This window comes from Pullulanibacillus sp. KACC 23026, assembly GCF_029094525.1.
GTDB lineage: Bacteria > Bacillota > Bacilli > Bacillales > Sporolactobacillaceae > KACC-23026.
On sequence record NZ_CP119107.1, the window covers coordinates 3394576 to 3415294 of the forward strand.

Below are 20719 nucleotides of genomic sequence, written 5' to 3' on the forward strand. Positions count from 1 at the left end.
CACTTTTCTCTCAAATTCCAAGATTTACTGGCCAAACAAATTTTCCATTAAGAAAGGAAGTGCTCTATGATATTGAAGCACCGAACAGAATCGAACGAATTACTTACCCTGCGATCTTTAAACTGGAGATCGGAATTGTCTGAAAAGGATAAAGGTTATTATATAAACCTTGAACGAGGTTATGAAGGGGAGGTTAAATTTGATGAACTGATTGAGGACCTTAAAGAAGAGCATTACATAATTAATGACCTGTTACTTGAAGTTAATCACTCACTCTTTCAAATTGATTCAGTGATTATTTCACAAAGGATGATTAACCTTGTTGATGTGAAGAACTTTCAAGGCGACTATTACTTGGATTCAGATAACCTTTATACCGTTTTAACCAAACGAGAGTATAAAAACCCCGTTATACAGCTCAAAAGAAGCCATTCCCTCTTTCGACAGCTTCTCCAATCCTTAAGACTCCATTACCTTATTGATGCCACTATCATTTTTATTAACCCTGAGTTCACCCTTTATCAAGCCCCTATAGACCAACCTCTTATCTTACCAACTCAAGTCAATAAATTTATAAAGAATTTAAACGAGACACCCTCCCAGCTGAACGATGGTCATAAACAGCTTGCTCAAAAATTAATGACCTTGCACTTACCTAAAAATCCCTATAGTTCTTTGCCTAAGTATAATTATGAACAATTGCGAAAGGGAATCCTGTGTAAAAAGTGTCTGTTAAATTCAATTACTGTTGACGGAAATAAGTGCATCTGCCAAGAATGCGGCTTTGTTGAGCCCCTCACATCTGCAGTCTTACGCAGCGTAGATGAATTTAAGCTTCTTTTTCCCGACAAAAAAATTACCACTACTAATATTTTCGACTGGTGCAAGGTGGTTTCAAAAGAAAGAATTGGTAAAATACTTAGAGCTAACTTTAATATTGTTGGCTCTCATCAATGGGCATATTACGAGTAAAACTACCTTTTTTTGCCGGCTCATCTATTTATTTTTGCATCATCCCCTCGATGAACGCCTTTCCAGCTGCCTCACCCACGCATTTTGGCGTTCATACCCTCAATGAACGCCCTTACAGCTGCCCCACTCCCTCTTTTCGGCGTTCATCCCCTTGATGAACGCCTTTCCAGCAGCCTCACCCACTCATTTTGGCGTTCGCCCCCTCGATGAACGCCTTTCCAGCTGCCTCACCCACGCATTTTGGCGTTCATCCCCTCGATGAACGCCTTTCCGGATGCCTATTCCACGCATTTTGGCGTTCATTCCCTTGATGAACGCCCTTACAGCTGCCTCTTCCACGCATTTTGGCGTTCATCCCCTCGATGAACGCCTTTCCGGCTGCCTCACTCCCTCTTTTTGGCGTTCATCCCCCCGATGAACGCCCTTACAGCTGCCTCTTCCACGCATTTTGGCGTTCATCCCCTCGATGAACGGCTTTCCAGATGCCTCACCCACGCATTTTGGCATTCATCCCCTCGATGAACGCCTTTCCGGATGCCTATTCCACGCATTTTGGCGTTCATCCCCTCGATGAACGCCTTTCCAGCTGCCTCACTCCCTCTTTTTGGCGTTCATCCCCTCGATGAACGCCTTTCCGGATGCCTATTCCACGCATTTTGGCGTTCATCCCCTCGATGAACGCCTTTCCAGCTGCCTCACCCACTCATTTTGGCGTTCATCCCCTCAATGAACGCCCTTACAGCTGCCTCACCCACTCATTTTGGCGTTCATCCCCTCGATGAACGCCTTTCCAGCTGCCTCACTCCCTCTTTTTGGCGTTCATCCCCTCAATGAACGCCCTTACAGCTGCCTCACTCCCTCTTTTTGGCGTTCATCCCCTCGATGAACGCCCTTACAGCTGCCTCACTCCCTCTTTTTGGCGTTCATCCCCTCGATGAACGCCTTTTCAACTGCCTCACCCACGCATTTTGGCGTTCATCCCCTCAATGAACGCCCTTACAGCTGCCTCACCCACGCATTTTGGCGTTCATCCCCTCGATGAACGCCCTTTCAGCTGCCTCACCCACGCATTTTGGCGTTCATCCCCTCGATGAACGCCTTTCCGGATGCCTCACTCCCTCTTTTTGGCGTTCATCCCCCCGATGAACGCCCTTACAGTTGCCTCTTCCACGCATTTTGGCGTTCATCCCCCCGATGAACGCCCTTACAGCTGCCCCACTCCCTCTTTTTGGCGTTCATTCCCTCGATGAACGCCTTTCCAGATGCCTCACCCACGCATTTTGGCATTCATCCCCTCGATGAACGCCTTTCCGGATGCCTCACTCCCTCTTTTTGGCGTTCATTCCCTTGATGAACGCCTTTCCAGCTGCCTCACTCCCTCTTTTTGGCGTTCATCCCCTCGATGAACGCCTTTCCAGCTGCCTCACCCACGCATTTTGGCGTTCATTCCCTCGATGAACGCCCTTACAGCTGCCCCACCCACGCATTTTGGCGTTCATCCCCTCGATGAACGCCCTTACAGTTGCCTCACCCACTCTTTTTGGCGTTCATCCCCTCGATGAACGCCTTTCCAACTGCCTCACCCACGCATTTTGGCGTTCATCCCCTCGATGAACGCCTTTCCGGATGCCTATTCCACGCATTTTGGCGTTCATCCCCTCGATGAACGCCTTTCCAGCTGCCTCACTCCCTCTTTTTGGCGTTCATCCCCCCGATGAACGCCCTTACAGTTGCCTCTTCCACGCATTTTAGCGTTCATCCCTCTCTCGCTTTAGTATAAAAAAACAGGCTCCTATCGTCACCCACAATGGGTGCAGATAAGAGCCTCTCTTCTGTTGATTTTTTAAATTTAGCTGTTAGTTACTCTGGTGTCTCCAAAGTAACATGGCCAATTTTTAAGGAGCGGAATTCTCGAACAATCATTTCAGAAGTTCGGTCCATATCGATGTGTCCACCGCTTCGTACCATTCCGCGGGAGCGGCCGATGCCTTCAAGCAAATTCCATAGGTCATCATCTAATGGTGCCTCGAGCTTATAGCGGTCCATTAAAAGGTCAGGATATCGCTCGCTTAAGACACGAACAATAAAGCCCGCTACCTCTGTCAAATCGATAATTTCATCCTTTATCGCCCCTGTTGCTGCAAGCTTCAGTCCAACGGTTTCATCTTCAAACTTTGGCCAGAGAATTCCTGGTGTATCAAGCAGCTCCATTGTTTTACCGACTTTAATCCATTGCTGCTGCTTGGTGATTCCAGGACGATCGCCAATTTTGGCAATCCGCTTATTTGCCAGACGATTGATCAAAGTCGATTTCCCAACATTGGGAATACCCAAAATCAAGGCGCGATCAGCCCTTGGATTCATTCCTTTTGCCTCTGCCCGCTGCCGCTTTTCTTCTGTCAATTCACGCACTGCCTTAGGGATCAATGACGTGCCATCACCATCCTGTGAATTGACCGCCAGCACCCTTTGATTCTCACCGCTCAGAGCCTTCTGCCAGGCACGTGTTTGTTCAGGGTCTGCCATATCACTTTTATTTAATATGAGTACCCGCGGCTTATTGCCAACGATCTCATCAATCATCGGGTTACGTGAAGCCATTGGGGCACGTGCATCAAGAAGTTCAATGACCACATCGATCAGCTTCATCTTTTCAATCATTTGCCGCTTCGCTTTGGCCATATGTCCAGGATACCATTGTATCGTTGCCACAGGCTCACCTCCTTTTCTAAAAACAATATGTATACTTCTCTTAATGTGAGCAAAAAAGGAGCTTGGTAACCAAGCTCCTTTTGCTTTACATCATGTTTAATTAAACGAGACGTTAAGTATGGACTATAAGGCCAACTATTAACGGCTTTTAATACGAGCGGCTTTTCCGCGAAGATTGCGCAAGTAGTAAAGCTTCGCACGACGAACTTTACCACGACGAATCACTTCAAGCTTCTCGATTTTTGGCGTATGAACTGGGAATGTACGCTCAACACCCACACTGTAAGAAATCTTACGAACTGTGAAAGTTTCGCTAATTCCACCACCACGACGCTTAATAACTACACCTTCGAACAATTGGATACGTTCGCGTGAGCCTTCGACAACCTTAACGTGAACACGTACAGTGTCCCCAGGGCGAAATTCAGGGAGATCAGTTCTGAGTTGTTCTTTTGTGATCTCATCAATAATATGCTGCATGAATGCCCCTCCTTCCACAGAATGCTCTTACAAGGGATCAAAAGATTCGCTCAAGCTCATCTTCTCGCACTTGCAGCGGAACATCGTAATCAAATGGCCGTAAGCCACTTAAATAGTTTATATGATTTGCATAGAGAAATCAAGTTGAATCTTGATTATATATGAATAGTTAGGCCACTTTTTTAATGAAGCAGCTTAGATTATTTCTTAATTTTAGGTGCTAATTGATAAATTTCAGCTTATATTTGTTTCTTAAGCTCCCACTTTAACCATTAGATGGAAATTACTGCTTCTAAATTCTCATGAAAAAACTTAGAAAAAACACTCCCTAACCAATTTGTGTCGGGCAAGGTGTTTGTCACTTACTTTTATTCAGGCTTCTCTTTATACGCCTCTAATAAGTCCGGCCTTCGTTCGCGTGTTCGCCGCAAGGATTCAGCCTTCCGCCATTCCTCGATTTTCGCATGATTGCCTGATAGGAGGACGTCTGGAACTTTAAACCCGCGGAAGTTCGCAGGCCTCGTATATTGCGGGTGCTCTAACAACCCGCTTGAGAAGGAATCTGTAACAGCTGAAACGTCGTTGCCGAGTGCTCCAGGAAGCAGACGAACCACACTATCAATGATCACCATCGCTGCAAGCTCACCGCCTGTTAACACGTAGTCGCCAATCGACAGCTCGTCCGTGACAAGCTGCTCGCGAATGCGCTCATCATAGCCTTCATAATGTCCGCATAGAAAAATAAGATGATCTTCCTTTGCAAGCTCCTCAGCATGTCGCTGCGTGTAGCGGTCGCCCTGTGGTGTCATCAGAATGATACGCGGCGGCTTTGCTTCTGGGGCGACTTGTTGTTTGAGGGAATCAACAGCATCAAAGATCGGCTGCGGCATGAGTACCATGCCGGCGCCACCGCCATATGGATAATCATCCACTTTATTATGCTTGTTATCAGCAAAATCACGAAAATTGGTGACCTTGTAGCTGGCAACTCCTTTTTCCTTCGCCTTTTTTAAAATGGACTGTTCAAACACCCCTGTAAACATGTCTGGAAATAAGGACAGAACATCAATTTTCATCGTCGATAAGACCTTCCATCACATGAATGATAACCTTCTTGGTCTCAAGATCAACGTCTTTAACCACATCCTCAATATAAGGAATGAGAAGGTCCTTCTTCTTAGGACGCTGGATCACCCAGACATCGTTCGCCCCTGTCGATAAAATCTCTTTAATTTTCCCGAGAACTTTCCCTTCTTCCGTCTCGACAACACAGCCAATAATCTCGTGATAATAATATTCATTCTCCTCAAGTTCGCGAAGCAAATCCTCTGACACGAACAGATATTGGCCTTTAAATCCTTGGACCTCATTAATCGTTGGATATCCCTCAAAAGTAAGGAGATCAAAGTTCTTATGACGGCGGTGACTCGCGACCGTGACTTCAGTCATTGGAGCATTCGGAGAGTCGGCAATCGCTAAACGGCTCCCCTTTTGGTAACGTTCATCAGCGAAATCCGTCTGACTAATCACACGCACCTCTCCGCGGATACCATGTGTATTCACAATTTTCCCTACTTGATACCATTCTTTCATCTTGTTCACCCTTAACTAGTGACTAAATTTTGTATTTACCCCGCCTGAATCGTCCATTACTTTTGGGCCATCTCAACCCTTTTAAAGCTCTGATACGGGGTTTAAATGCCTTTTACATTTGAATTAATGTATGTATGAGTTTGTTAATAGTTTTGACGAAAAAAAGCTGAAACATCCTTAGTGCTTTTAATGACGATTCATACCGGCACATTAAAATCTAAGTAAGAAAAAAGAGAGGCGGATCCCCGCCCCCCTCTTAATCTCTGATTGTAAGACTTGCTTGTTCGTGATGAGCCAAACCCGCTGCATGAATGATATGGCGGATAGCTTGAGCGGTACGGCCGCGCTTACCAATCACTTTTCCCATATCTTCTTTGTTGACCGACAAGATGTAAATGGTACGCTCACCGCTTTGTTCCTTGATAACCTGAATGTCTTCAGGGTGGTCGACGAACGGGGTCACGATGATCCGAATGAGCTCATCCATATATGTGATCCCTTACTTGGAAAGCTTTGAGTTGTGGAATTTTTCCATTAAGCCTTCTTTTGAGAACAAGTTGCGAACTGTGTCAGATGGCTTCGCACCTTTAGTTAACCACTCAAGAGCTTTTGACTCGTCAAGGTTGACAACGGCTGGCTCAGCAACTGGATTGTAAGTACCAATTTGCTCGATGATACGGCCATCACGAGGTGAACGAGAATCTGCCACTACTACACGGTAAAATGGGCGTTTTTTATTACCCATGCGCTTTAAACGAATTTTTACTGCCATTGTTAAAACATCTCCTTAATATCTGTTGTTAGATTGATTTATGGTTGGCTCTGTTAAGTAATGCTTTTGATTCTAGACAGGTGAACTGATTGCTTTCGAGCTGCCGGTTCACCGAAGATTCATCTTATCACTAATTAACAACGCCTATTTATATGTGAAAGATACAACCTGCTGGCGACCTTTACATAACGCTATTACATAAAAGGTAATCCAAATGGATTTTTCTTCTTCTTACCTTTTCCACCCATGCCGCCCATCATTTGCTTCATCATCTTCTTCATATCCTTGAATTGATTCAGCAGACGGTTAATATCTTGGACGGAAGTGCCGCTCCCATTAGCAATGCGCTTCTTACGACTTGGGTTAATAATCTCAGGATTCGTCTTCTCAGCAGGGGTCATCGAGCGAATGATCGCTTCAACATGACTGATCTGCTTTTCATCGACTTGAAGGTTCTTCATGCCCTTCATTTTGTTCATGCCTGGGATCATCCCAAGGAGTTCATCAAGCGGGCCCATTTTTCTTACTTGTGCCAGTTGCTCGAGGAAATCATCAAGTGTGAAGCTTGCATTCCGCATTTTTTCCTGCATCTCGCGGGCTTTCGTTTCATCTACATCTTGTTGAGCCTTTTCAATAAGAGAGAGAACATCACCCATTCCGAGTATTCGGGAAGCCATACGATCCGGGTGGAATGGCTCTAAAGCATCGAGTTTTTCGCCCATCCCGACGAATTTAATCGGTTTACCCGTCACCGACTTAACTGATAAAGCGGCCCCGCCTCGAGTATCCCCATCCATTTTGGTTAGGATGACACCCGTCAAATCAAGGCGTTCGTTAAAGCTTTCAGCAACATTAACGGCATCTTGACCTGTCATCGCATCGACAACGAGGAAGATTTCATCAGGGTTGACTGCTGCTTTAATTTCTTCGAGCTCACCCATTAAGTCATCATCCACATGAAGCCGGCCAGCTGTATCAATGAACACCACATCGTGATGCTCTTCTTTCGCCTTCTCCACGGCTTTTGCCGCGATCGTAACAGGACTTACCTGGTCACCCATTGAAAAAACAGGCATACTGAGTTGCTTACCCAGAGTTTCGAGCTGTTTAATCGCCGCTGGGCGATAGATATCAGCCGCAACAAGCAAAGGCTTTTTATTAAATTGCTTGCGTACATAATTGGCGAGCTTTCCTGAAGAGGTTGTTTTCCCTGCCCCTTGAAGACCGACCATCATGATAACCGTTGGCGGTTTAGAAGCGAGGTTCAGCTTGCTCTGTTCTCCGCCCATTAATGCCGTGAGCTCATCTTGAACCACTTTGATGACCTGCTGGCCTGGCGTCAAACTCTTCATAACCTCTTGGCCAATCGCACGCTCTTTAATTTTATTAATAAATTCTTTGACAACTTTGAAGTTAACGTCTGCTTCTAGTAAAGCAAGGCGAACCTCACGCGTCATTTCTTTTACATCTGCCTCAGAGACTTTACCTTTGCCGCGAATGCGTTTGATCGTCTCTTGAAGCCGTTCCGATAAGCTTTCAAATGCCATTATTCCGCCTCCTCATCCACATTCTCGATCTTAGAGAGAAGGGCAAGACCCGCTTCACGCGTATAATCCTCGCTCTTCATCAAGGCTCGGAGCTCGCTTAATACTTGTTGGCGCTTGATATATGTCTCATATAGGCCGAGTTTCGCTTCAAACGACTCGAGTGTCGTTTCCGTTCGCTTGAGGTTATCATACACCGCTTGACGGCTAATGCCAAACTCTTCTGCGATCTCGCCTAGAGAGTAATCATCCACATAGTATAAGTCCATATAATCCCGCTGTTTTTCAGTTAAAAGCGGGTGGTAAAAATCATATAACGCATTAAATCGAACGGTTTTTTCCAGCATATGCAACTCACCTTTGTAAAGTCTTTTCACTTTACACTTTTATTATATTAACCACTCGATCATTAATTGTCAAGTCTTTGTTCTTTACAGCTATGAAGGGGACCGACCTCTTCTAACAGTAAAGATCTGCCCCTACCTAAAACAGTTAGTCGTTCTCTTCAAACATTTCGGCGAACAAGCCGTAGACAAAGGCATCGGCGTCGAATGGCTGGAGGTCACCGATTTTCTCCCCGAGTCCGACAAATTTGACAGGAAGATCGAGTTCGTGGCGAATCGCTAGAACAATTCCACCTTTTGCCGTTCCGTCGAGCTTAGTAAGGACAATCCCTGTCACATCCGTCGATTGAGAGAATGTCTTCGCTTGGTTCATGGCGTTTTGCCCGGTTGTCGCATCAAGTACAAGTAGCACCTCATGCGGAGCTTCTGGAATCTCTCGAGTGATGACACGCTTAACTTTCTCAAGCTCCTTCATCAGGTTAACCTTGTTTTGCAAGCGCCCCGCTGTATCACAAATTAAAATGTCGACACCTCGAGATTTCGCCGATTGAACAGCATCGTACACAACGGCGGCCGGGTCAGAGCCCTCCTGCTGCTTAATCACGTCAACACCTGAGCGTTCACCCCATACTTCAAGCTGCTCAATGGCACCCGCACGAAAGGTATCCCCTGCTGCGAGCATAACCGATTTGCCTTCTTGCTTAAAGCGGTGAGCAAGCTTTCCGATCGTCGTCGTTTTACCTACGCCATTCACACCAACAACTAGAATGACCGTCATCCCGTTCGGATTCAGGTTAATTCCAGGATTTTCATCCTCATCGGCTTCGAGCATATCGGACAAGACCTCAACAATTGTTTCACGGAGCTCGCTTGTCTCCTTAATATTGCGGAGTCGGGCCTCATCCTTTAGTTTTTCAACAAGGTCCAATACGGTGTTCACACCAACATCTGCACTAATTAAGGCATCCTCAAGCTCTTCAAAAAAGTCTTCATCCACCTTGCGATAACGGCTGAGAAGTTGATTCATTTTTGAAGCGAAGGTACCGCGTGTCTTAGAAAGGCCCTCTTTAAACTTTTCAGAATCGGTTGTTTCTTGCTTACCTGTTAGTTTATCTTTCAACTTTTTGAAAAAGCTCATTGACATCCTCCTTAGAACTTCACTTGTATAACAATTAAACGGTTTATGTATCGGGCTGGACCTCTTCCAAGTGAAGAAAATCCAAGCCCCTCTTATTGATCAACCGACCAATTCGGCGGTTTCTTCTAAACGGACTGACACAAGTCGGGAAATGCCTGACTCCTGCATTGTAACGCCATATAAGACATCCGCTTTTTCCATCGTCCCTTTTCGGTGAGTGACCACGATAAACTGAGTCTCTTTGCTAAATTTGGTTAAATAATCCGCATAACGATCGACATTCGCATCGTCAAGAGCGGCTTCCACCTCATCCAATACGCAAAACGGTACAGGACGCACCTTTAATATGGCAAACAACAGCGCAATAGCGGTTAAAGCGCGTTCTCCCCCGGATAACAGGGAGAGATGCTGAAGCTTCTTCCCGGGCGGTTGGGCTAGAATATCCACACCGCTTTCCAGATAATCCTCAGGGTCCGATAAAACTAAATCGGCACGGCCACCTCCGAATAATTCTTTAAATACGGATTTGAATTGCTCTCTGATAGCCAAAAACGTTTCTTTAAACCGATTCGATACTTCGTCATCCATCTCATCAATGACGTCTAGAAGGGTTTGTTTCGCTTCTAGAAGGTCGTCCCTCTGTGTAGTAAGGAAGGAAAGACGTGTCGACACCCGGTCAAATTCCTCAATAGCCCCAATATTCACCGTTCCAAGCTCTTCAATAGCACGTTTAATTAGCTTAACCTTTTTGCGCGCTTCATCCGCATCCATAGAAAGCGGGTAGTTAACTTTCGCTGATTCATAACCCAGTTCATATTCTTCACGGAGCGTATCCATCAGGTTCTCTAGTTCAACGTCTAAACGTTCAAGCAGAACCTCTTCTCTGCGCAGCGCTTCCGTCACACCGCGGTGCAGACGCTTCAGTTCCTTTAATTCGAGTTCATTTTGCTTCAAAGCTTCAGACAAATCGAGGCGAATCTTCCTCCGTTCTGCCAACCAGCTTGTAACTGCCGTTTTATCCTGGCGCAACAGGCTAATCTTATCCCCAAGCTGCATGTTGTCACCATCCTGGAGTTGAAGCGCTTCTCCTAATCTCTGTTTGGATTGCTCGACCTCTTCTTCATCCTGGATCACTTGCGTTAATTCACGTCTTGTCCGGTCGCATTTATCCTTCCCGGCTGCTGCGACCTCTTGCTCACGTGCCACTTTAATCTTTAATTCGGTAATTGTTTCACTGAGTTCAGTCTTAGATTGCTCTTGATTTTTCTTTTGGTCTGTCAGTTTATCAATTTGACGCTTTAAGGCTTCTTCTTTCTGTGAAAGGTCTTCCAACTCTTTAGCCAATTGCTCAAGTCGCTCCGTTAAGCCATTGTATTGCTCTTCGAAGTTTGAACGATCTCTTTTCAATAAGTCTTGGCGATCACGAATCGTTTTAACCTCAAAAAGCCGTTCTTGATGCTCGGATTCAAGCTCTTGATAAGCATTTGTCAGTTTTTCAAGATTATCACGTGTTTTTCTCGCTTCTGCATTAAGAGACTGGACGTGTTCGCGAAGCTCCTTCAGCTTCGCTTCCCCCTTTTCCTTTTGTCCGGTGAGTTCGAGAATTTTTTTCTCAAGCTGCTCAATCTCACGGCCGCGGCCAAGCAACTGACTGCTGCTCAGCTTGCGGCTTCCTCCGGACATGGCGCCTCCCGGACTAATGACATCCCCATCCAATGTCACAATCCGGTAGCGGTAGCCGATTATCTTGGCCAATTCTCCAGCCGTTTTCAAATCCGTGGCAATGACGACATGTCCAAGCAACTGGCCAATGACGCCTTGGTATTCAGGAGCAAAGCGAACCAACCGATCACCGGTTCCGAGAAACCCACTTTGCTGTTCAAGCAGGCCCTGCTCCCTCCCGCTTAAAGATCGAGCCTTCATAACGGACATCGGTAAAAACGTGGCACGCCCGCCTTGCCTTTTCTTTAGAAACTGAATCGCTTCACGGCCATTGGCTTCTGTTTCAACAACCACATGCTGCATGGCCCCACCAAGCGCGGTTTCAATGGCGGTTTCATAGCTTTGATTGACTTGAATCAACTCTGCCACCGCGCCGCGAATGCCCTTCAATGTCTTCTTTCCAGCGGCATTCAGGACCATTTTCACCCCGCCGAAAAAGCCTGCGTGATCCTCTTCCAATTCCTTTAACATATCTCGTCTTGAGATGGTCTGTTCTAAAGTATTGCTGATTTTTTGGTAGAGTTGAAGATTTCGTTCATAAGTGGCACGCGAGCCGTCAATTTCTTGATCGAGCTCGGCAAATCGCTTTCTCAACCTGTCACGTTCCGAACGTTTTTGTTCAAGTTCCTTCGCTAATCTCTGTTCCTCTTCAACCTGACTTTCCCATTGAGAGACAGAATCTTGCGCATTGGCTTCAATTTCATTCTGCTTCTCCGCAAGCTGTGAGCGCTGATCAGACAAATATTGAGTCTCATGACGAATGGAAGCTTCACGATTCACCACGCTGAAATAATCCGATTTCAGTGATTCAAGCCGCTCTTCCATTCCTTGCTCGAAATTAGTAAGAAGTGTTTGTTGATCATGAAGTTCGGCTTCTAAGCTTGTTAGAACTTGACGTTTTGAGTGATAATCGGTTTCTTCTAGTTCCAGGCGCTCTTCTAACGCCGCTCGTTTTTCACGGAGTTCACTAAGACGCTTATCTAGTGACTCAGCGCTTTCTTCCGCATTCTTACGCCTTTCTTCAAGAACATTGCGCTGCCCTTCCGCTTTCTCAAGCTGTTCACTGACAAGCAAAAGACTCTCTTGAAGCTCTTCAATGGATTCATCATAAGCCTCTATCTTTTGCCGGTCTGCTTCGCCGCTTGCTTCAAGCAAACGGATTTGCGAGGCAAAATTGACTTCTTTCTCTTGCAAGGCCTCGACTTCTTTTGTCTTTGCTTCCCATTTGCTATGCGTCACCTCGATGTCGTGAGCTAAGAGACCGACCTCAATGGTTTCTAATTCTTCCTTTTTCTCGAGATAATCTTTAGCAATGGAGGCTTGTACTTCAAGAGGACCGACTTGTTGGGTCAATTCATGAATGATATCCTCAACACGATTCAGATGCTCTTCGGAATCAATTAACTTCTTCTCAGCTTGCTGCTTTCTCGTTTTATACTTAAGGACGCCCGCTGCCTCCTCAAAAATCTTCCGCTTCTCATCTGCCCTACTGTTCAAGATATCATCAATTTTCCCTTGACTGATGATGGAATAAGCTTCACGTCCAAGTCCTGAATCCATGAATAGGTCTATGATGTCTTTTAACCGGCATTTTTGGCCATTTAAAAGAAAATCGCTCTCGCCTGAGCGAAAGACGCGCCGCGTTACACTGACTTCGGTGTAATCGACGTTGATATGGTGATCCATATTATCTAAAACGAGGGTGACCTCTGCCATATTTAAGGCTTGTTTCGAATCGCTCCCTGCAAAAATAATATCCTCCATTTTCGCTCCGCGCAGCGTTTTCGCCGACTGCTCACCTAGCACCCACTTAATGGCATCCGTAATATTGCTCTTACCGCTTCCGTTGGGTCCAACCACAGCCGTAACACCCGGAACGAATTCGATTGATACTTTTTTTGCAAAGGATTTAAATCCGAGAATCTCTAATTGCTTGAGGAACATCCCGTTCCCTCCCCATTCACTCTTAACTCTTCTATTTTATAACATCTGCTATATCAAGGAAAGACGCATTTACTTCCAATAAAACCCCCTCAATTCTAGCAGTCATTAACACTTGTGCCCTCCCCAAAAATCAAGACTTATTCTTACAAGAGAGATTATGATAAACTGATTAAAAGACGATTGGAGGACCAGGTATGAATCTTGAAGAAAAATCAACGGATAATCTCGAAAAACTAATTGAAGATATAAAGGATAAATTGCAGCTCGTTAATCGAAGTGTGTTAACTTCTGAGTCCTTTTCTCTTGAGCGCTATGAGGAACTTTATGAAGTCTACAAGCTCGTCATGAAAAAGCCGCGGTTTAGCGTCCTCGAAATGGAAGGCATATTGGACGAACTGAAAGCCTTGCGAAGTCAGTAATCTTGGTGGGACAGGCCTTAAAAAAAGCTCATTCATCATAAAGGTGAATGGGCTTTTTTTGATGGCATCTTTATTTAAGGGGTCGTTAAGCCTTGCAGGGCCTGCTGAGCGGCATGCTGCTCAGATTCTTTCTTCGTTCTCCCTTGCCCTGTTCCCAGCTTCTCTCCGTTTAACAAAACGTTTGAGATAAAAGCTTTATTATGAGCAGGACCTTTTTCTAAAACCACTTCATAGGATAGCGTGCCGAGATTCTGACGTTGTACCCATTCTTGAAGCTGACTTTTAAAATCCATCACATGCGAAAAAGCACCTTCACGAACCTTAGGGTAGACAACTTCCTGTAAAAAACGATCTACACGGTCAAGTCCTTGATCCAAATAAAGCGAACCAATGAAGGCCTCAAAAACATCAGCAAGCAATGCAGGGCGTTGTCTTCCACCTGTAGATTCTTCTCCTCGTCCTAAGAAAATGAACTCTCCAAATTTTAATTCATTGGCAAAACTGACAAGGGACGGCTCACAGACGATGGCTGCTCGCAGCTTTGTCAAATCGCCTTCTTTCATAGAAGGATAAGTATTAAATAAAAAGTTTGATATTAAAAGCTCCAGGACGGCATCTCCAAGAAACTCGAGCCGCTCGTTATCTTCACTGATGGTTTGACGATGCTCATTCACATAGGATGAATGGGTAAAAGCCTTAATTAATAAAGATTCATCGTTATAAAACAAGCCATTTTTTTCAAGAAACAAGCGCAATTTTTTCACTTTTTCGGGATCGTGGTCGCGTCTTTTGCGATTTGGCTTATCCACGGTGAACCCCCATTTCCAAGAAAATAGTTATTTTAAAATAATTTTGTAACTCTTTGCTGGGCCTTACTCCTAAAAGTTTATAAGTCCCGTCTTATTAAAAAGGCGGGACTTTTTTTGAATGGTTAGCTTATGCGTGTCCTTTTATGTACTCAATGACATCGCCGACTGTTAAAATCTTTTCAGCATCTTCATCTGAAATTTCTAGATTAAACTCATCTTCAAGCTCCATCACCAATTCCACGACGTCAAGAGAGTCTGCCTCAAGATCTTCTTTGAAGTTCGCTTCAGGTTTGACATCAGCTTCATCGACGTCAAGACGATCAGCTACGATTTTCTTTACTTTTGCTAAGATTTCATCTGACATTATCGTCACCTCCTTCAAGGGATCATGTCTATAAGGAAAAGCTAAAACGCCCTGACCAGCCAAGAAGGCTATATTCGCACCTTCGAGGAGGCTGTCGCCGCCGGAGGAGGGGCGAAATAGTCCGAGGGGCTGGGCGCCTGAGCTAGACATTGCATCCTCGGAACCTAATCATAATTCCTTACTTTTTAAAATACCAAAAATAGCCCTCATGAGACAAGCTTTTTTAAACGCATCTCAAAAATATGTTATTTTCTGATTTTCTTAAGACTTCAGTTAAGCCATCACCATGCCGCCATCAATCCGGAAAACTTGCCCTGTCATATAAGAAGCTGCATCTGATGCTAAGAAGCTGACAACCCCTGCTACATCTTCAGGTTGTCCAAAACGAGCAAGCGGTATTTCTTTTAACATAGCTTGCTTAATGTCTTCTGTCAGTTCATCAGTCATATCAGTTGAAATGAAACCTGGTGCAACCGCATTTACCGTAATATTTCGAGGCGCTAACTCACGAGCTGAAGATTTGGTGAGACCAATAACCCCGGCCTTAGCCGCCACATAATTGGCTTGACCAGCATTCCCCATAATCCCGACAACAGATGCGACATTAATGATCGTCCCTGCTTTTTGCTTCATCATCGGACGAGTAACCGCCTTCGTTGTGTTAAAAACACCTTTTAAATTGGTGTTAATAACGGCATCCCAATCTTCTTCTTTCATGCGCATAAGAAGCGTATCACGCGTGATACCCGCATTATTAACAAGAACATCTAACGTGCCCCACGTCTCGAGAACTTGCTTCACCATGCCTTGAACGGCTTCAGAATCGCTAACATCACATTGTACAGCAAAAGCTTGTACACCTAGATTCTGGAGCTCCTGAACCACTTCATTGGCTTTTGCTTCACTTCCAGAATAGTTGACAGCTACATTGAACCCTTTATGACCAAGTTCAAGCGCAATCGCACGGCCAATACCTCGTGACGCCCCTGTAACCAATGCATTTTTGCCCGTCATGAATGAGCCTCCTCTTTAAGTGCTGCCACTGTTTTGTTAAGTGATTCCATATCACTTACGTTGTACAAATTCACTTGTCGGTTAATTTTTTTGATAAGGCCGGACAGCACTTTCCCAGGTCCGACTTCCACGAATGTATCGACACCTTGATCCACAAGATAGTTGACCGTTTCAATCCAACGTACAGGCGAATAGAGCTGTTCAATTAAATGTTTTTTAATTTCTGATGCAGCTGTGACAGGTTCTGCTGTCACGTTAGCAATAACAGGGATTTGAGCATCCGTAATCGTCAACTCATCAAGAACCGTTGAGAGCTTATCTGCTGCCGGCTGCATGAGTGCCGAATGAAAAGGCCCGCTTACGTTCAATGGAATGACACGTTTGGCTCCCGCCTCTTTGGCGAGCTCTCCTGCCTTTTCCACACCTTCTTTTGTTCCGCTTATGACAATTTGACCAGGCGAATTTAAGTTGGCTAATTGTACTGCACTAGTTGCCTCTGTCGCTTGCTTACAAATCGCATCTAACACGTCTGAATCAAGACCAAGAACGGCCGCCATGGTCCCAACACCAGCAGGGACAGCCTCCTCCATGAAGAGCCCTCGCATGCGAACAGCGTAGACAGCATCTTCAAAGGATAGAGCTTTCGCTGCAACAAGTGCACTATATTCGCCTAAGCTGTGTCCTGCAACAAAATCTGGTGTGATGCCCGCACTCCCCATCAATTGAAGCAGAGCAGCACTTACTGTAAGAAGGGCCGGCTGCGTATTTTCTGTTTTGGTCAGAGTTTCTTCTGGTCCATTTAAAATAATATTAGTCAATTCATAATCGAGTCGCTCATCCGCCTTTTTGAATAGATCTGCGGCTTCTGACCCTTGATTAATAAGTTCAGCTCCCATTCCCACAAATTGTGAGCCTTGACCTGGAAAAACAAAAGCTAATTTGCCCATCTCTCTCACGCTCTCTTTCCACTTATATCCGTTTTTAAAGATTCGATCCCTTTGTTAATTCTTCAGATTCCTTCAGTTGGGTCACAGCCTCTTCAATTAATTGTACCACTTGATTCTTAACGAGAAGCGCTGCCTGCTTGATCGTCGTTTCAAAGCCTTGGGCATTTGAAGAACCATGGGCTTTAATAACAGGAGCGCTAAGCCCAAACAAACAAGCCCCGCCATGACTGGAATAATCCATTCGAGCACGGATGCCGCGCAGCTTCGGATAAAGCAAACCTGCAACCGCCTTCGAAAAGAATGAGCTCGTGAGCGTTTCCTTAATTATCGAGAAAAAGGACATAGCAGAGCCCTCAATCGTTTTTAAAACAATATTGCCTGAGAAACCATCACAAACAATGACATCCGCAACATCCTGGAGAATATCCCTTGCTTCAACATTACCAATAAAATTAATCGGTGCCTTTTCAAGCAATGCATACGTTTTCTTACTCAAGTCATTCCCTTTTCCAGGTTCTTCGCCAACATTAAGAAGCCCGATTCTCGGATTAGGTCGACCCGCTACTTTTTCCGAATAAATAGAGCCCATTATTGCATAGTCCAATAAATGATCAGGCTTCGCATCCATGTTAGAACCCGCATCCAGTAATAGAAATCCTTTATTCGGCTTAACTGTCGGAACGGTTGGCGCAAGGGCTGGACGGTCTATGCCTTTAATTCGGCCAACACTAAACAACCCGGCTGTCATTAAAGCCCCGGTATTTCCCGCTGAAATCACTGCATCACAGCGGCCTTCCTTCACTTCGTTGATCGCAAGGACCATTGAAGCCTGCTTCTTTTGCCTCACCGCTCGAACCGGTTGATCAGTCGGCATGATGCGTTCTGTTGTATGTATGATGGAAATGTTTGGATGATTTGCATGCTCTTTAAGCATTGTTTCATCTCCAACAAGCGTGATCTTAAGATCAGGCATCGATTTCAATGCATTTAATGTGCCTTCAATGACTGCCTTTGGGGCATTATCCCCGCCCATTGCGTCAATGGCTAATCTCATTCTAATCTCCCCTTTGTCCTTTTCTCTCAACCATTTGTGTTATAAACTGGATAGTTAATCATTTTTGTCGAGAACGGAACATCGTAAAGGTTCCCTCAAAGACCAGCTCTTGATTCACAAAACTTTCTACATCTACAACAGTAAAGTCACGCTCAGCACGGCTAACCGTTGCCTTCGCAATGACCCGTTCTCCTGACATAACCTGCCTTTTGAATTGGATAACGGACTTCGCGGTAAGGGCAAAGTCGTCATTAATAACGGCTGTTGCGAGTGAATTGGCCTGGGCAAAAAGATGATGCCCGCGAGCAATGCCCGTCCGGCGAAAGGCATGTTCTGGGTGGATATCCAAAATGGAAATCCCGCTCTGATCTAATTTCAAATCAATGACTTCACCGATGACCTCATCTGGATTCAAGGCTTTCACTTGGTCAAAGTTCTTTACTGCGTACGTCTTCATCCGTTCACGAAGTTCCGGAATACCAAGTTCCATCCGGTCCAATCGAATTGTCTGTACACTAACCCCTAGACGATCCGCTAATTCCTCATCTGTCAAAAAAGGAGAAATCTCTAACGTCTCCTTCAAATCGCGCTGCCTCATTTGTTTATTTCGTTTCATCTTACACCGCCATTCTTTTTACACCTGTAAAAAGTATCAAACGTCGCTAGTGTGTTAAGGAGAGAGAACGGTTTCCGCCGGCTATTCCTTCTTTAAAACCCTAGGAAAATTAAGCTTATACTAAATCCTGCTGAACCTTTATCACCAGGCATACGCTATTTATAATTGAAACCAAACACTTAAGACCTGCTACTAAGAGAAGTATATAAATGTTAAGGCCGAAATTCAAGTCTTTTAATCCAAACGCTCTGTCTCAAAGACCCCTTGGCTCTTAAGCAACTCTCTGAGCATCCGGTAGTCCTCGCCTGTCCAAAAATCGTCGCTATTGATCATAGAGGCAGCATCCTCGCGGGCCACTTCAAGCGCCTTAAAATCATGAACGACATCGGCAATCTTAAAATCAGGCAATCCGCTCTGTTTGGAGCCAAAATAATCACCAGGTCCTCTGAGCTTAAGGTCTTGTTCCGATAATTCAAATCCATTCGTTGTCTCTGTCATAATACGCATTCGTTCCTTGCTGACTTCACTCTTTGCATCCGAAACGAGAACGCAATAAGCTTGGGCGTCACCGCGGCCAACTCGGCCTCTCAATTGGTGAAGCTGTGCGAGTCCAAAACGATCGGCATCATAGATGATCATGAGGGTCGCATTTGGAACATTCACCCCCACTTCAACAACCGTCGTGGAAACCAAAAGCTGCACCTCATTATTCTTAAATGCCTCCATAACCTCATCTTTTTCCTCAGCATTTAAGCGGCCGTGCATCAGTCCAATTTGATACTTAGAAAAGGTTTCCTGAAGAGCGGCATGCAGATCAATCGCATTTTGAACATCTAACGCCTCCGACTCCTCAATTAACGGACAGATCACATAGGCTTGTCTGCCTTTTTCAAGCTCCTTCAGAACCATGTCTAATACTTGGGACATTTGTTTATGCTTAACCCAATAGGTCTCGATCGGTTTTCGACCGGCAGGCATCTCCGTAATGGATGAGATATCCATATCTCCAAATGCTGAGATCGCTAAAGTTCGCGGGATCGGGGTTGCCGTCATATATAAAACATCCGATTGCTCCCCTTTTGCCCGAAGCAAACGGCGCTGCTCGACTCCAAAACGATGCTGTTCGTCGGTAATGACCAACCCAAGATCCTTGAAGACCACTTCATCCTGTATGAGAGCATGTGTGCCGACTAGAATTTGAAGTTCGCCATTTTTTAGAGACGCTAATAAATGTTTCCGGGCAGTCCCTTTGACACGGCTCGTCAACAGCCCCACCTGGATATCAAAAGGAGCAAACAGCTGATTCAAACTTTCCGCATGCTGTTCAGCTAGTATCTCAGTTGGCACCATCAAAGCCCCCTGGAGCCCTCCCTGAACAACGGCAAAAAGCGCAATAGCAGCGACAACCGTTTTACCTGAGCCCACATCCCCTTGCAAAAGGCGGTTCATTCGAATAGGCAATTTCAGATCATGAAGAATGCTCTTTGTAACTTTGGATTGCGCCTCCGTCAATTCAAAGGGGAGTGCATCGATGAAACGATCCACCTTGTCTTGATCAATCTTCACGGCTCGTCCGCCAATTTCACGTCTTTCAATCGCTCGATAAGCTTGCATTTTCAATTGGAAAATAAGGAATTCCTCGTAGATCATTCGCCTTCTGGCATGTTTAAGTGAAATTCTGTCTTTAGGAAAATGAAGTGCCTCTAACGCATCAAGACGCGGGGGGAGTTTATAGGCTTGTCGAAGCGATAAAGGAATGGGGTCACCTAATGCTTGGCTTTTCATCATTACAAGGGCTTGCTTAATAAAGGTTCTCATTTGCCTCATCGTCAAATTGCCTCTAAGAGTATAAACCGGTTCAACTACATGTTCACGCTCTTGCCCGCCTTTTCTTACCTCTACAGCTGTCAGAGTCGCTCGATGCATGTCCCATTTCCCTGTAATCTGAACGGTATCTCCTAATTGCAGGAGTTTTTTCAAAAAAGGTTTATTAAAAGCGACAACCGAAATAAGGTGCTCTCCGACAAATAATCTGAAGGTGAGCCGCGATAAGTTTTTTCGAATGTAGCGAAGGACAGGCTCACTTTGAACCTGACCCTCGACTGTTAATTTTTCATCATGAAGAGCGTCAGCCAGCTCTTTTAATTGATAATTTTCATAGCGATATGGAAAATGATAAAGTAATTCTTCTAATGTTGTAATCCCCAGCTGTTCTAAGTCCTTCGCCGTTTCCTCTCCGACCCCTTTAAGAACCGTCACAGATTGATCAAACATA

General features: G+C 45.1%; 21 protein-coding genes. 2 read left to right on the plus strand and 19 right to left on the minus strand.

Annotated elements, in window-relative coordinates:
• Nucleotides 1–135 precede the first annotated feature (135 nt).
• Nucleotides 136–972, plus strand: a complete 837-nt coding sequence (locus PU629_RS15775) for a nuclease-related domain-containing protein (RefSeq protein WP_343076290.1) — start codon at nt 136–138, stop codon at nt 970–972.
• A 351-nt stretch (nt 973–1323) separates the two neighbouring features.
• Here the strand turns inward: PU629_RS15775 and PU629_RS15780 are convergent, their stop codons facing one another.
• From PU629_RS15780 to smc, 12 genes are all read right to left on the minus strand, one after another.
• Nucleotides 1324–1479 (minus strand): hypothetical protein, encoded by a 156-nt coding sequence (locus PU629_RS15780; protein ID WP_275281014.1) that lies wholly within the window; start codon nt 1477–1479, stop codon nt 1324–1326.
• Nucleotides 1480–2124: 645 nt separating this feature from the next.
• Nucleotides 2125–2259, minus strand: coding sequence for a hypothetical protein (locus tag PU629_RS15785; RefSeq protein WP_275281015.1), 135 nt, complete (start codon nt 2257–2259; stop codon nt 2125–2127).
• Nucleotides 2260–2832: 573 nt separating this feature from the next.
• On the minus strand, nt 2833–3654 hold the full coding sequence (ylqF, locus tag PU629_RS15790; protein ID WP_275284454.1) for a ribosome biogenesis GTPase YlqF: 822 nt from the start codon (nt 3652–3654) through the stop codon (nt 2833–2835).
• A gap of 168 nt (nt 3655–3822) precedes the next feature.
• Nucleotides 3823–4164: a 50S ribosomal protein L19 gene (gene rplS / locus PU629_RS15795; RefSeq protein WP_275281016.1), complete on the minus strand. Its 342-nt coding sequence runs from the start codon at nt 4162–4164 to the stop codon at nt 3823–3825.
• A 368-nt stretch (nt 4165–4532) separates the two neighbouring features.
• Nucleotides 4533–5240 (minus strand): tRNA (guanosine(37)-N1)-methyltransferase TrmD, encoded by a 708-nt coding sequence (gene trmD / locus PU629_RS15800; RefSeq protein ID WP_275281017.1) that lies wholly within the window; start codon nt 5238–5240, stop codon nt 4533–4535.
• Entirely contained in the window at nt 5230–5757 is a 528-nt protein-coding gene (rimM, locus tag PU629_RS15805) for a ribosome maturation factor RimM (RefSeq protein ID WP_275281018.1), read from the minus strand. Before rimM ends, trmD begins: the two co-directional genes overlap by 11 nt.
• 256 nt (nt 5758–6013) lie before the next feature.
• Entirely contained in the window at nt 6014–6244 is a 231-nt protein-coding gene (locus tag PU629_RS15810) for a KH domain-containing protein (protein ID WP_481900443.1), read from the minus strand.
• Between the two features lie 12 nt (nt 6245–6256).
• On the minus strand, nt 6257–6529 hold the full coding sequence (gene rpsP, locus PU629_RS15815; RefSeq protein ID WP_275281019.1) for a 30S ribosomal protein S16: 273 nt from the start codon (nt 6527–6529) through the stop codon (nt 6257–6259).
• Nucleotides 6530–6723: 194 nt separating this feature from the next.
• The gene (ffh, locus tag PU629_RS15820) at nt 6724–8076 is read right to left on the minus strand and encodes a signal recognition particle protein (protein WP_275281020.1); all 1353 of its coding nucleotides are present in this window, start codon (nt 8074–8076) and stop codon (nt 6724–6726) included.
• A complete protein-coding gene (locus PU629_RS15825) occupies nt 8076–8420 on the minus strand; it encodes a putative DNA-binding protein (RefSeq protein ID WP_275281021.1) in 345 nt (114 codons plus the stop codon). The genes ffh and PU629_RS15825 overlap by 1 nt, the downstream gene beginning before the upstream one ends.
• Nucleotides 8421–8565: 145 nt before the next feature.
• Complete coding sequence (ftsY, locus tag PU629_RS15830; protein WP_275281022.1) at nt 8566–9555, minus strand: signal recognition particle-docking protein FtsY; 990 nt, start codon at nt 9553–9555, stop codon at nt 8566–8568.
• A 99-nt stretch (nt 9556–9654) separates the two neighbouring features.
• Complete coding sequence (smc, locus tag PU629_RS15835; protein ID WP_275281023.1) at nt 9655–13221, minus strand: chromosome segregation protein SMC; 3567 nt, start codon at nt 13219–13221, stop codon at nt 9655–9657.
• A gap of 194 nt (nt 13222–13415) precedes the next feature.
• Here smc and PU629_RS15840 point away from each other — a divergent pair, with 194 nt between their 5' ends.
• Entirely contained in the window at nt 13416–13640 is a 225-nt protein-coding gene (locus tag PU629_RS15840; protein WP_275281024.1) for a DUF1128 domain-containing protein, read from the plus strand.
• A 74-nt stretch (nt 13641–13714) separates the two neighbouring features.
• Here PU629_RS15840 and rnc read toward each other — a convergent pair whose 3' ends face one another.
• The 7 genes from rnc to recG form a co-directional block, all read right to left on the minus strand.
• Nucleotides 13715–14449, minus strand: a complete 735-nt coding sequence (gene rnc / locus PU629_RS15845) for a ribonuclease III (RefSeq protein WP_481900444.1) — start codon at nt 14447–14449, stop codon at nt 13715–13717.
• A gap of 127 nt (nt 14450–14576) precedes the next feature.
• Entirely contained in the window at nt 14577–14813 is a 237-nt protein-coding gene (gene acpP, locus PU629_RS15850; RefSeq protein WP_275281025.1) for an acyl carrier protein, read from the minus strand.
• A 273-nt stretch (nt 14814–15086) separates the two neighbouring features.
• On the minus strand, nt 15087–15827 hold the full coding sequence (gene fabG, locus PU629_RS15855) for a 3-oxoacyl-[acyl-carrier-protein] reductase (protein WP_275281026.1): 741 nt from the start codon (nt 15825–15827) through the stop codon (nt 15087–15089).
• Nucleotides 15824–16774 carry an ACP S-malonyltransferase gene (gene fabD / locus PU629_RS15860; RefSeq protein ID WP_275281027.1) on the minus strand — a complete coding sequence of 317 codons (951 nt, stop codon included), beginning with the start codon at nt 16772–16774 and terminating at the stop codon, nt 15824–15826. The genes fabG and fabD overlap by 4 nt, the downstream gene beginning before the upstream one ends.
• A gap of 34 nt (nt 16775–16808) precedes the next feature.
• Entirely contained in the window at nt 16809–17828 is a 1020-nt protein-coding gene (gene plsX / locus PU629_RS15865) for a phosphate acyltransferase PlsX (protein ID WP_275281028.1), read from the minus strand.
• A gap of 58 nt (nt 17829–17886) precedes the next feature.
• Nucleotides 17887–18444, minus strand: a complete 558-nt coding sequence (gene fapR / locus PU629_RS15870; protein WP_275281029.1) for a transcription factor FapR — start codon at nt 18442–18444, stop codon at nt 17887–17889.
• Nucleotides 18445–18678: 234 nt separating this feature from the next.
• The gene (gene recG / locus PU629_RS15875) at nt 18679–20718 is read right to left on the minus strand and encodes an ATP-dependent DNA helicase RecG (protein ID WP_275281030.1); all 2040 of its coding nucleotides are present in this window, start codon (nt 20716–20718) and stop codon (nt 18679–18681) included.
• Between the last annotated feature and the right edge of the window lies 1 nt (nt 20719).